Annotated in this window: 10 protein-coding genes; 6 read left to right on the forward strand and 4 right to left on the reverse strand. The window is 63.6% G+C overall.

The features are described from left to right. Positions 1-132: 132 nt before the first annotated feature. Complete coding sequence (locus tag NKJ91_RS07620; RefSeq protein ID WP_352448524.1) at positions 133-1,032, reverse strand: LysR family transcriptional regulator; 900 nt, start codon at positions 1,030-1,032, stop codon at positions 133-135. A gap of 194 nt (positions 1,033-1,226) precedes the next feature. On the opposite strand from NKJ91_RS07620, the gene NKJ91_RS07625 reads away from it, so the two are divergent. Further along, positions 1,227-1,868 carry a DUF47 domain-containing protein gene (locus NKJ91_RS07625; protein ID WP_023676807.1) on the forward strand — a complete coding sequence of 214 codons (642 nt, stop codon included), beginning with the start codon at positions 1,227-1,229 and terminating at the stop codon, positions 1,866-1,868. Continuing rightward, positions 1,868-2,872 (forward strand): inorganic phosphate transporter, encoded by a 1,005-nt coding sequence (locus tag NKJ91_RS07630; RefSeq protein ID WP_352448525.1) that lies wholly within the window; start codon positions 1,868-1,870, stop codon positions 2,870-2,872. Before NKJ91_RS07625 ends, NKJ91_RS07630 begins: the two co-directional genes overlap by 1 nt. A 38-nt stretch (positions 2,873-2,910) precedes the next feature. Here the strand turns inward: NKJ91_RS07630 and NKJ91_RS07635 are convergent, their stop codons facing one another. Further along, the gene (locus tag NKJ91_RS07635) at positions 2,911-3,288 is read right to left on the reverse strand and encodes a VOC family protein (protein ID WP_352448526.1); all 378 of its coding nucleotides are present in this window, start codon (positions 3,286-3,288) and stop codon (positions 2,911-2,913) included. Between the two features lie 194 nt (positions 3,289-3,482). Here NKJ91_RS07635 and NKJ91_RS07640 point away from each other — a divergent pair, with 194 nt between their 5' ends. The 4 genes from NKJ91_RS07640 to chrA all read left to right on the forward strand — a co-directional run bounded on the left by NKJ91_RS07640 (position 3,483) and on the right by chrA (position 9,254). Continuing rightward, positions 3,483-4,667 carry an Mrp/NBP35 family ATP-binding protein gene (locus NKJ91_RS07640; protein ID WP_352448527.1) on the forward strand — a complete coding sequence of 395 codons (1,185 nt, stop codon included), beginning with the start codon at positions 3,483-3,485 and terminating at the stop codon, positions 4,665-4,667. A 238-nt stretch (positions 4,668-4,905) separates the two neighbouring features. After that, entirely contained in the window at positions 4,906-6,711 is a 1,806-nt protein-coding gene (locus NKJ91_RS07645) for an IlvD/Edd family dehydratase (RefSeq protein WP_352455051.1), read from the forward strand. A 318-nt stretch (positions 6,712-7,029) separates the two neighbouring features. Next, positions 7,030-7,869, forward strand: coding sequence for a chromate resistance protein ChrB domain-containing protein (locus tag NKJ91_RS07650; protein WP_352448529.1), 840 nt, complete (start codon positions 7,030-7,032; stop codon positions 7,867-7,869). Continuing rightward, complete coding sequence (gene chrA, locus NKJ91_RS07655; protein ID WP_352455052.1) at positions 7,866-9,254, forward strand: chromate efflux transporter; 1,389 nt, start codon at positions 7,866-7,868, stop codon at positions 9,252-9,254. Before NKJ91_RS07650 ends, chrA begins: the two co-directional genes overlap by 4 nt. Before the next feature lie 3 nt (positions 9,255-9,257). Here the strand turns inward: chrA and NKJ91_RS07660 are convergent, their stop codons facing one another. Together NKJ91_RS07660 and pdxR are read right to left on the reverse strand one after the other, a co-directional pair. Beyond that, entirely contained in the window at positions 9,258-10,847 is a 1,590-nt protein-coding gene (locus NKJ91_RS07660; protein WP_352455053.1) for a trimethylamine methyltransferase family protein, read from the reverse strand. A gap of 194 nt (positions 10,848-11,041) precedes the next feature. Then, entirely contained in the window at positions 11,042-12,535 is a 1,494-nt protein-coding gene (pdxR, locus tag NKJ91_RS07665) for a MocR-like pyridoxine biosynthesis transcription factor PdxR (RefSeq protein ID WP_352455054.1), read from the reverse strand. Between the last annotated feature and the right edge of the window lie 250 nt (positions 12,536-12,785).

A 12,785-nucleotide genomic window follows, 5' to 3' on the forward strand; every position in this document is an offset into this window, starting at 1 on the left:
CAGCGCCCTCCCTGGTCGTGGCGGTCTTCCGCTAAGTGCTTAGGAAATCAGAGGAAACCCGCTAAATCAATAAAGCCGATCCGTTGCTCGATAGAAATTTTCTATCGTTCGCAGTCACCAGCATTGTCTAGCCTAGCGGCGGCCGCGGAAATCGTCCGCCAGCGCCATTGCCTCGTCCAACAGCGCCGAGACGAGCGGCGTGTGCGGTTCGCGCCGCGCCGCCACCAGCCCGACCGTGTGGCTTGCGTCGGGCTCGACGATCGGGATCGCCCGGATTGGCTCGGAAAAACCGAAGGTTTCCGAGAGGTTAAGCGGCATGATCGACGACCATTTGCCGGTGCGGATATGCGAAAACAGCACGATCATCGAGTTGGATTCCAATGTCGGCCGCACCTGCACGCCGGCTTCGGCCAGATGCTGGTCGATGATGCGGCGGTTCTGCATGTCCGGCGTCAGCAGGCAGAGCGGCAGCTGGCTGAGTTCCGCCCATGTCACTTTGTCGCGGTCGGAATAGGGGTTCCCGACGGCGGTGATCAGTTGGTAGCGCTCGTCGTAGAGCGGCACGCTGGTGACGCGTCCGAGCGGCTCGTTGTCGAGATAGGTGACGCCGGCGTCGATGTCGAAATTGCCGAGCAGCGACAGCACCTCGATCGAGGTCCGCGACAGCACCGAGAAGGTGACGCCGGGGTGCTTTGCCCGAAACGGCGTCGTCAGTCGCGCCACCATGGCCAGCGCCGTCGGGATCGCGGCGATGCGGATGCGCCCTGACAGGCCGTGGCGTGCCGCCCGCATCTCCTCGCGCATGGTCCTGCTGTCGCCGACGATGCGGCGCGCCCACACCAACACCTGCTTGCCTTCCGGCGTCAATCCCTGGAAGCGCGAGCCGCGCAGCACCAGCATCACGCCGAGCTGGCCTTCCAGCTGCTTGATGCCGGCCGAAAGCGTCGGTTGGGTGACGCCGCACACCTCCGCCGCCCGACCGAAATGTTCTTCCCTGGCAAGTGCTATGAAGAATTCCAGCTTGTCGATCATGCCGTCGGGAGCCTGTCACGGACGCTGTGTCCGATTGTAGCGCGCAACGTCGTGGAAATCGCCTTCGGCCGCAAGCCGCCTGTGTAAATCGCCCGCATCCACATCTTTCAGCCGGCTTACTGTTTCCCGCGATGGAATGCGGCGCTATGTGGATGAGACGGGGGTCGTGGACTGGACACGACGGGAGATCGAACATGCTGGGCTGGTTCCGCAAGCTTTTGCCGCGCGAAGATCGCTTCTTCGACCTGTTCGAGCGGCATTCCCGCACCGTGGTCGGTGGCGCCGAGGCACTGCAGCAGCTTTTGCAGGGCAACGACATCGACCGCTGGTGTCAGACGATCATCGATCTCGAGGACGAAGCCGATCAGATCACCGCGGAAGTGCTGCTGGCCGTGCGCCGCTCCTTCATCACGCCCTTCGACCGTGGCGACATCAAGGACCTGATCCAGTCGATGGATGATGCCATCGACATGATGCACAAGACCGTCAAGACGGTAAAGCTGTTCGAAAAGAAGGAATTCGACCCGCTGATGCAGGAAATGGGGGGCGTCATCGTCGAGGCCGCCAAGTTGGTGGCCGAGGCGATCCCGCTGCTCGGCAAGGTCGGGGCGCATACGGTGCGCCTCAACGCCATCGCCGAGGAAGTCATGCGCGCCGAAGGCCGGGCCGACGACCTGCACGAACAGGGCCTGAAGGACCTGTTCAAGCGGCATGGCCGCAGCGATCCGATGGCCTATCTGATCGGCAGCGAGATCTACGGCCAGCTGGAAAAGGTGGTCGACCGCTTCGAGGACGTCGCCAACGAAATCAGCGGCATCGTCATCGAGAACGTATAGTGGAAGCCGCGATAGCCTTTCCGGTGCTGGTCGGCCTTGTCGTCGTCGCGCTGTTCTTCGATTTCCTCAACGGCCTGCACGATGCCGCCAACTCTATCGCCACCATCGTCTCCACCCGGGTGCTGCGGCCGCATTATGCGGTGTTCTGGGCGGCCTTCTTCAATTTCATCGCCTTCATGTTCTTCGGTCTCCACGTAGCGGAGACGCTCGGAACCGGCATCATCGACGCCAGCATCGTCACGCCGGCAGTGGTCTTCGCAGCACTTGTCGGCGCCATCGTCTGGAATATCGTCACCTGGCTCGTCGGAATTCCGTCCAGCAGCTCGCACGCGCTGATCGGCGGTTTGGTCGGCGCCGGCGTTGCCAAGGCAGGCACCGGTGCCATCGTCTGGACCGGGTTGGGCAAAACGACGGCGGCCATCGTGCTATCGCCGGCGGCAGGTTTTCTGCTGGCGCTCGTCCTGATCCTCGCGGTCTCCTGGCTGTTCGTGCGGCGGACGCCGTTCGCCGTCGACAGCACCTTCCGCGTCATGCAGTTCTTTTCCGCCTCGCTCTATTCGCTCGGCCATGGCGGCAACGACGCGCAGAAGACTATGGGCATCATCGCCGTGCTGCTCTATTCGCAAGGCATGCTCGGCGCGAATTTTTACGTGCCGCTGTGGGTCGTCATCACCTGTCAGTCGGCGCTGGCGCTGGGCACGTTGCTCGGCGGCTGGCGCATCGTCCACACCATGGGCTCGAAGATCACCCGGCTGAACCCGATGCAGGGTTTCTGCGCCGAGACCGGCGGAGCGATCACCCTGTTCGCCGCCACCTGGCTCGGTATTCCTGTATCGACCACGCACACGATCACCGGCGCCATCATCGGCGTCGGCGCCGCCCGCCGCGTCTCCGCCGTTCGCTGGGGCATTGCCGGTAACATCGTGGTGGCATGGATCGTCACCCTGCCGGCAACCGCGGCGATCGCGGCTCTCACCTACCTCGCGGTCGGCCTGGCATGGTGACAGCACCGTAGCACTGCGCGGCAGGCGATGCGCCGTATCTACCTATCCACAAGGTTCAGGATGTTGCCGTCCGGATCCTTGAACCATGCGACCTTCATGCCCTGACCGACATGAACATCGCCCTCCAGCGTCAGGCCTGGCATGTCGTAATGCTCGAAGGTCACGCCCTTCGATTTCAATGCCTCAACGATCTTGCCGAGTTCGTCGCCGACCGTCCATGTCACAGCCGTCGCCTTGTTGGTCCCAGCGAAGTTCGAACGGTAGACGTTGATGCTGGTGTCGCCGCTTTTATAGACGATCAGTTCGCCACCTTCATTGTGCACCTCTTTCAGGCCAAGGACCCCTTCGTAGAATGCCCTGGCCTTGGCCAGGTCCTTCACGGCGAGATTGGCCGTCGCGTTGCTGTTTGCGAGCATGATTCGTCTCCTTCCCTGGCTGTCATTCCATGCTCATGAAATAGGCTGCGTTGCCGATTTGGCGACGGCTGCTCCCACTGGAAATGCCGTCATATGCTCGCTGCCTCCCCGATACGCCGCTGCAATTGGTGGTCCATCGCTTGGTTCTGTTCCGGAACTGCATTATCTGGAGCGGAAAAGTAGAGGAAAAACTCATGCCCGCCGCCAATGAAAACGTGACCAAGGAAATCGTTATCGAGCGCCTGAAGACGGTCAATGGGCCGGATTTCACCGGCAATATCGTCGACCTCGGCCTGGTTTCCGAGATTTTCATTGCCGATGCCAAGGTGTTCTTTTCGATCACCGTTCCCGCTGCCCGTGCCCAGGAGATGGAACCGCTGCGTGCGGCGGCCGAACGTGTCGTCAAGGCGATCCCCGGTGTTGCCGGCGCCGTGGTCGCGCTGACGGCGGAAAAGAAGGGCGGCGGCATGGAGGCGCCGGTTCCGCAAAGACCGGCTCAGAGGCCCGCTCCGCCGGCCGCACCTGCGCGTCCCGCGCCGCAGGCGCCCGCCTCGCACAGCCAGGGCAAGCGCGGCGTACCCGGCATCGAAGCGATCATCGCCGTCGCTTCCGGCAAGGGCGGCGTCGGCAAGTCGACCACCGCCGTCAATATCGCCCTTGGGCTTGCCGCCAACGGGCTGCGGGTCGGGGTGCTCGATGCCGACATTTATGGCCCTTCCATGCCGCGTCTGCTCAACATTCGTGGCAGGCCGCAGACCGTCGACGGCAAGATCCTGAAGCCGATGCAGAATTATGGCCTCAAGGTCATGTCGATGGGCTTCCTCGTCGATGAGGAGACGCCGATGATCTGGCGCGGGCCGATGGTGATGTCGGCATTGACGCAGATGCTGCGCGAGGTCGAGTGGGGACCGCTTGATGTGCTCGTCGTCGACATGCCGCCCGGCACCGGCGACGCCCAGCTGACCATGGCCCAACAGGTGCCGCTGGCCGGCGCCGTCATCGTCTCGACGCCACAGGACCTGGCCCTGATCGATGCGCGCAAAGGCCTCAACATGTTCAGAAAGGTCGACGTGCCGCTATTGGGTATCGTCGAAAACATGAGCTATTTTCTCGCCCCCGATACGGGAAAACGCTACGACATCTTCGGCCATGGCGGCGCGCGCCGCGAGGCCGAGCGTCTCGGCGTCACCTTCCTTGGCGAAGTGCCGCTCGAGATGGGCATCCGCGAAAGCTCCGATGCCGGCACGCCGGTGGTGGTCTCCAAGCCGGATGGCGCTGAGGCGAAAATCTATCGCGACATCGCCGCCAGGGTCTGGGACCGCGTCAATGAAGAGCGCGGCGCGGCCGAGGCTGCAGTGCCGAGCATCGTGTTCGAGTGATGCGGATGTCCCTCCCCCAAGTGGGCCTCTTGAGGGGGAAGGTGGCCGGAAGGGTCAGGTAGGGTCCGCGGCGACGCGCTCCAACTCTCCGGGATAGCGGGCTGACAAACCACGATCCCGTCTAGCGCGGAGGCAGATGTATGTCTTTCGTACCAAAGAGCGGATTCGGATGGCGCGTGCCCCTTGCCTGCTCCCGCGCGTTGTCATATCGATTTGTCATACAAATACGGAGACCACGATGGCAGGCGCCCCCACCCACAAGAAAAAATTTCGCTCGCAGGAGTGGTTCGACAATCCCGACAATCCGGGCATGACGGCACTCTATCTGGAGCGCTACCTGAATTACGGGCTGACGCGGGCCGAACTGATGTCCGGCAAGCCGCTGATCGGCATCGCCCAGACCGGCTCCGACCTGTCGCCCTGCAACCGCCATCACATCGAACTGGCCAAGCGCGTGCGCGAAGGCATCGTCTCGATGGGTGGCATCCCTTTCGAGTTCCCTTGCCACCCGATCCAGGAGACCGGCAAGCGGCCGACTGCTGCACTTGACCGCAACCTTGGCTATCTCAGCCTGGTAGAGGTGCTTTACGGCTATCCGCTCGACGGCGTGGTGCTCACCATCGGCTGCGACAAGACGACGCCGGCCATGCTGATGGCCGCGGCCACCGTCAACATTCCGGCTATCGCGCTTTCGGTCGGCCCGATGCTCAACGGCTGGCACAAGGGCAAGCGCACCGGCTCCGGCACCATCGTCTGGGAATCGCGCCAGCGCCTGTCGGCCGGCGAGATTGGCTATGACGAGTTCATGGATATCGTTGCCTCCTCGGCGCCGTCGACCGGCTATTGCAACACGATGGGTACCGCCACCACGATGAATTCGCTGGCCGAGGCGCTCGGCATGCAATTGCCGGGCTCGGCCGCTATCCCCGCCCCCTATCGCGAGCGCGGCCAGATCGCCTACGAGACCGGAAAGCGCATCGTCGACATGGTGCATGAGGATCTGAAGCCCTCCGACATCATGACCCGTAAGGCCTTCGAGAACGCCATCGTCGTCAACTCGGCGATCGGCGGCTCGACCAATGCGCCGATCCACCTCAACGCCATCGCCCGCCATCTCGGCGTTTCGCTCGACAATGACGATTGGCAGAAGGTCGGCCTCAACATACCGCTCATCGTCAATCTGCAGCCGACGGGCGAATATCTCGGCGAGGACTATCACCATGCCGGCGGCGTGCCGGCCGTGGTCGCCGAACTGATGAAGGGCGGCCTGCTGCCCTATCCGGAAGCCATGACAGCTAACGGCAAGACCATCGGCGACAATTGCAGCGGCGCCGTCAACGAGAACCTCGACGTCATCCGCACGGTTGCCGAGCCGCTGAAAGCCAATGCCGGCTTCATCAATCTCAAGGGCAATCTGTTCGATTCGGCGATCATGAAGACCAGCGGCATCTCGCCCGAATTCCGCGAGCGCTATCTGTCGAACCCGAAGGACCCCGAAGCCTTCGAGGGCAACGCCATGGTCTTCGACGGCCCCGAGGACTATCACGCCCGCATCGACGACCCGGCACAGGGCATCGACGAGCACACCATCCTGTTCATGCGCGGCGCCGGCCCGATCGGCTATCCCGGCGGCGCCGAAGTCGTCAACATGCAGCCGCCTGCCTATCTGATCAAAAAGGGCATCCACGCGCTGGCCTGTATCGGCGACGGTCGCCAGTCGGGCACGTCGGGCTCGCCATCGATCCTCAACGCCTCGCCGGAAGCCGCCATCGGCGGCGGCCTGGCGCTGCTGAAGACCGGCGACCGCGTCCGCATCGACCTGCGCAAGGGCACCGCCGACATCCTCGTCAGCGACGACGAGATCACGCGGCGCCGCGCCGAGCTGCAAAACAATGGCGGCTATCAGTATCCGAAGCACCAGACGCCCTGGCAGGAAATCCAGCGCGGCATGGTCGACCAGTTTTCCGAAGGAATGGTGCTGAAGCCGGCGGTGAAATACCAGGATGTGGCTCATACAAGCGGCGTGCCGAGGGACAATCACTGACCAGGGTCCGTCGCACGAGCCAGCCGCCGGTGCAGGCAATTTGCCGAGGTCAGCGCCAGGAGGGGTAGGGGTGGGGGTACATCGTAGAGCGAAAGCCTCGGCTTTCCACCTGCGATAGCCTGCCGTTAATGGGCAGAAATGCCCGGCACAGGGTTGGACGCGGTCATTTGTCAACAGCGATTGCTCCCGCGAGAACGGCAATGCTTGACAAGCGGGCGTGACAAATCCACGATCATCGCAAGGGGTGCATCGCGACGACCCCGTGAGGCGTCAGCCCAACGTTCGCGTCCAAGCTTCTCTTTCAAGGAGGTGGACGCCATGCCGTCAACAACCGCTATCACTGTATCGCAACTGTCCCGTCTGATTGGGCTGCCGGGTGCACCCGCAATCATCGACGTCCGCATCGATGATGACTACAACGCCGATCCGCGCCTGCTGCCGGGGTCGGATCGTCGTGATTTCAGGAGTGTCTCGAACTGGGCTGCCGACTTCGCCGGCAGGCAAGTGACAGTTGTCTGCCAACAGGGAAAAAAGCTCTCGCAAGGCGTGGCCGCATGGCTACGGCAGGAGGGCGTTGCCGCCGAATCGCTCGATGGCGGGTTTGAAGCGTGGCGCGATGCCAAGGGCCTTCTCGTTCACGCCGACAAGATACCGCCCGCCGATGCCAAGGGCCGCACCGTTTGGGTGACGCGTACGCGCCCGAAGATCGACCGCATCGCCTGCCCCTGGCTGATCCGGCGCTTCATCGATCCTCACGCGGTCTTTCTCTTCGTCGAGCCGGCCGAAGTGGCGGCCGTCGCCGATCGCTTTCAGGCCATCCCCTTCGACATCGAGAACGTGTTCTGGAGCCACCGCGGCGAACGCTGCACCTTCGACACCATGATCGAGGAGTTCGGGCTCAAATCCGAAGCGCTCGATCGCCTGGCCACGATCATACGCGCTGCCGATACTGCGAGCCTCGATCTTGTTCCACAGGCGGCCGGGTTCCTGGCCGCCTCGCTTGGCCTGTCACGGATGTTTCGCGACGATCTGGAGCAGCTCGAGGCCGGCATGCTGCTTTACGATGCGTTCTTCCGCTGGTGCCGCGATGCCACCGAGGAGACGCATAACTGGCCGGTCGCCGGCGCAGTCAGTCTCGGCACAGGCAAACCATCGTGAGCGCCGTCCTTTCGAAAAAGCCGGCGGAGATTCAGGAGCCCGCTGTGCCGAGCTTCCGGCAGGCCGTGAAGGTCTGGGCAAAAATCGGCGTGCTCAGCTTTGGCGGCCCGGCCGGGCAGATCGCGCTCATGCACAAGGAACTGGTCGAGGAACGGCGCTGGATCGGCGAACAGCGCTTTCTGCATGCGTTGAACTACTGCATGCTGCTGCCTGGCCCCGAGGCCCAGCAACTCGCCATCTATATCGGCTGGTTGCTGCACAAAACGGCCGGCGGCCTTGTTGCCGGCATTCTCTTCGTCGTGCCGGGCGCGCTTGTCATGCTCGTCCTGAGCAGCCTCTATGCGCTCTATGGCGATGTACCGCTCGTCGCGGCGCTGTTTTTCGGGGTCAAGGCGACCGTGCTCGCCATTGTCATCGAGGCGGTGATCCGGATTGGCAGACGCGCGCTGAAAAACCCGGTCATGGTGTCGATCGCACTCGCCGCCTTCATCGCCATCTACGCGTTGAACGTGCCGTTTCCGCTGATCGTGCTGCTTGCCGGGCTGGCAGGCTGGATCGGCAACCGTAGTGCGCCGGCAGTTTTTTCCGGCGCCTCGCATGGCAAGGGCGATGTTCCCGACATAACGGGCGTGGTCGATCTGATGTTCGAGCGCGGTGAACTGACCCACGTCAGGCCGACACGATGGCACGCGCCGCGCACTTTGGCGATCTGGCTGCCGATCTGGCTGGGGCCTGTTCTGCTGGTCTGGGCTTTCACCGGCCCTGCCAGCGTTTGGACTCAAATCGGTGGCTTCTTCAGTGTCATGGCGGTCGTCACCTTCGGCGGCGCCTACGCAGCCCTTGCCTATGTCGCGCAGGCAGCGGTCGAGTACTTCGGCTGGCTGGCACCCGGTGAAATGGTCGACGGCCTCGGACTTGCCGAAACCACGCCGGGTCCGCTCATCCTGGTCTTGCAGTTCGTCGGCTTCGTTGCCGCGTTCCGCCAGCCGGGCTTGCTGGCGCCGCTGCTTGCCGGACTGTTTGGCGGGCTGTTCACGCTGTGGGCGACGTTTACCCCATGTTTCCTATGGATATTCCTTGGGGCGCCTTACATCGAAGCGCTGCGCGGCAACAAGGCGCTGTCGGCGGCGCTCGGTGCGATCACCGCCGCCGTCGTCGGCGTCATCATGAATCTCGCTCTATGGTTCGGCTTGCACGTCATCTTCGGCGAAGTGCGCAATGTCGGGCTTGGAATGGACGTGCCGGTGCTTTCATCGATAGACTGGCGCGCGGCGCTGCTTTCCTGTGCCTCGATGATCGCCATTCTGAAGCTGAAGATCGGTATGCTGCCGACGCTTGCCGGATCGGCGCTGGCCGGTGTCTTGTTGCTGGCGGCGAGCGGGTAACGCTCAGCCGCCCATTCTGCCGCGCGGCAGCTTGATCATATCGCCGAAGCGGGCGCGCAATTTGTCGTCGACCGGCTTTGGCACATGGCGCGGGAAGCGTTCGGCAAGCACGCGTTTCTTCTCGATGATCGCCCGCTGCAGGATATCGGGCCTGCCTTTCTCATTCCATTCCTTCGGCGAAAAGCGGTCGCCGACGGCCGGATAGAAATATTCGGTCTGCATCAGCCGCAGCGTCTGCTCGTTGCCGAGATAATGGCCCGGGCCTTTCAGGCAGACATCGGCAATCGTGTCGATCGACAGCGACTCGTCCGTCACTTCGATGCCGCGCACGCAGCGCAGGCAGTGGCCGAGCATGTCGTTGTCGATGATCAGGCTCTCAAGGCAAAAGCCGAGCAGCGAGGCGTGCATGCCGGCCGATTCGTAAACCAGGTTGAGGCCGGCAAGACCGGCCATCACGTCGGTTATGCCCTTTTCGTAGCCGGACTGAATATCAGGCAGTTTCGAATCTGTCATGCCGGCGGCCGAACCGCCCGGCAGGTCGTAAAATTGCGCCATCTGCGCGCAGGCCGCGGTCAGCACCGCCTGCTCGGCCGAACCGCCCGACATGGCGCCGGTCCGGAGATCCGAGACAAACGGCCAGGTACCGAAAATCGCCGGATGGCCTGGCTTGATGGCGTTGACGTAGATGAGGCCGACGAGCACTTCGGCGACCGCCTGCACCACGGCGCCGGCAATCGCCGCCGGTGCCGTCGCACCCGCCTGTCCTGCCGACAGCAGCAGGATCGGAATGCCGCCCTCGACGCAGGCTTCGAGAACGCCACAGGCGTCCTCGGCAAACTTCATCGGCGGCACGACGAAGCAGTTCGAATTGGAGACGAAAGGCCGCGCGCGAAAATTCTCTTCGCCGCCCGCGATCGCATAGAGCATGTCGAGCGCCGGCTTGACGTTCTCACGCACGGTAAACGAGGTGCCGACATGCTTCGACGTGCCCATGACGCAGGCGTAGAGCGTGTTGAAATCCATATCGAGCGGGTCGGGAATGTCGCGCGGCACCATCGGCCGCTGGAAGAAATGGATGTTGTCGAGCCCTTCGACCAGGCGCGCGGCATCGTAAATGTCCTGCAGCAGCGACTCGCGATACTCACGCTTTTCGACATCGACAAGATGCACCGCAGCACCGGCCGTGCCGTAGTGCACACGCTTGCCCTGGATCACCATGTCGTGCTTCGGATCCTGGCCGTGGAGGGTGAAATGCCGCGCCGCGTTCTTGATGGTGTCGAGCACAAGGCCGCGAGGAAAGCGCAGGCGGCCGTCCTCACTGAAGGTCGCGCCGGCTTTGGTCAGCGCCTCGATGCAGGAGGGGATGGCGTTGGCGAAGCCGACCGTCTCCAGAAGGGTAAGCACGGCCTCGTGGATACGTTCGCAATCGCTGCCGCTGAGCGGGCTGTAGCTTCCGCCTTCGAGGCCGGCACGCACCGGCTTGACGTCGTCGGCAAGCGGTGCCGCCCGCATGGCGCGGCGCGCCTCGCGCCCGCCGGACCGCCGCGAACGCTGGTCTGCGGACACGTCCTGCTTCTCATGGGCCATTGGCATGAAGGCACTCCAACTTTAGCTGCGGAGCGGGCGCGGCGGTTGGTCCACCATCGGCCTGCTTCGTCCCCTCTATACAGCGACTATGCCGCCGGCATTGGCACAGCCTATGTGCCAGCCGGTCCCGTCGCATATGCCAAGGAGCTAAAGAACCGGAGCCGCACTACATGCGCCAGGCTCCGGTCGGGGAAGGGAGATCAGGCCGCTGCCGGCCTGCGTCCGGCTGCCGTCGCCAGTTCGCGGATGCCGGGTTCGATGTGCTGCAACGCGATCGAGGAAATGCCCAAGCGCATGAAACGCGATGGCTTTTCGGTGCGGTCGAAGAAGCGGTCGCCAGGCTCGATGATGACGCTGCGCGAGGCCGCGGCCTCCGCCAGCCCGCGCGAATCGGTGCCGCGCGGCCCCTCGAGCCAGAGCGACGTGCCGCCGGCCGAATCGGTCGAGCGCCACTCCGGCAGGAAGGCGGAAATCGCATGGACCAGACGCTTGCGCCTCTCGTCGAAGGCGCTCGACAGCCGCCGCACCAGCGCCTCGTGATGGCCGAGCGACAGGAACAATGCGACGGCGCGCTGGTTGTTCGCCGGCGGATGGCGCAGCATGAAGCGGCGGAGCGCCCGAAGCTCGGAGATCAGCCCGGCCGAGGCGACGATGTAGCCGAGCCTGAGGCCGGGAGCCAGCGTCTTCGACATCGAGCCGACATAGACGACGCGGCCGGAGCGATCGAGGCTCTTCAGCGCCTGCTGCGGCGCCTCGTCCAGGAGCTGGCTGTCATATCCGTCCTCGATGATGATCTGGTTGTGCCGGTTGGCGCGCGCCAAAAGCTCCTGCCGCCGCTCTGCCGACAGCGGCACCATGGTCGGGCAATGGTGGCTGGGCGTGACGAAGACGAAACCGGATTCATTGGGAATGGCCGAGGTTACGATGCCGGAGTGGTCGACCGGAACCGGCTGGATCTCGGCGCCGGCCAGCCGGAAGATCGAACGTGCATCGGGATAGCCCGGGTCCTCCATCGCCACCTTGGAGCCCTTGGTCATCAACAGCGTCGCCAGCATGTAAAGCGCGTTCTGGGCGCCCAACGTCACGATGATCTCGTCCGGATTGGCGAAGATGCCGCGTCGCGGCAGCAGCCGTGCCTGGATCTGCTCGATCAGGAGCGGATCGTCGCGGTCGACCATGTCGGATGCCCAGTTGCGGATTTCGAGCACCGCCAACGCCATGCGGTTGCACTCGCGCCATTCGGCGGTCGGGAACAGCGCCGGGTCGAATTGGCCATAGACGAAGGGGTATGACGACTTGATCCAGTTGTCGTGCTTGGCCGGCGGCGGCATGTCGCTCGCCGCGATCTGCCGACGCGCCTTCCAGTCGATCTCGTTGGCCTGGTCGGGCGCCTTCTGATGCGGCTTGGCCGGCGTCGCCAGCACTTCGGGATTGACGAAATGGCCGCGGCGCTCGCGCGCCACCAGGAAGCCCTGGTCGACCAGCTGCTGGAAGGCCAGCACCACGGTGCCGCGCGCCACGCCGAGTTTTTCGGCAAGAATCCGGCAGGACGGAAGCGGCATGGAAGCCGCGATCTGCCGGTCGAGGATGGCGGCGACGATCGCCTGGCGGATCTGCGCCTGCAGGGTCTGACCGGATTCCGCCGAAATCCGGAACAGGCCGGACCATATGGCCGTGTCGTTTCGCTGTGGCATGGGAGATGTTCCTCGATGGCCAGCTTTTTTCACTTGGCTGGACCAGTCGAATGTACCGGTGGCACAAGGTGTTGCGCCAATCAATTTTTCTGATCGCTGGGATTTATGCCAGTGATCCTTTGAGCCGGCCCACGCTGCGCTGCGGCATCGCTGCGCATTGAAACAGATGGATTTCGACCCGATAGTTTGCCGCGACGACACGCGCCGGAAACATCCGGCCTGATAAGATGCATCTCAAGAGACCGGAGCG

The organism is Mesorhizobium sp. M0040 (assembly GCF_040323505.1).
Lineage (GTDB): Bacteria > Pseudomonadota > Alphaproteobacteria > Rhizobiales > Rhizobiaceae > Mesorhizobium.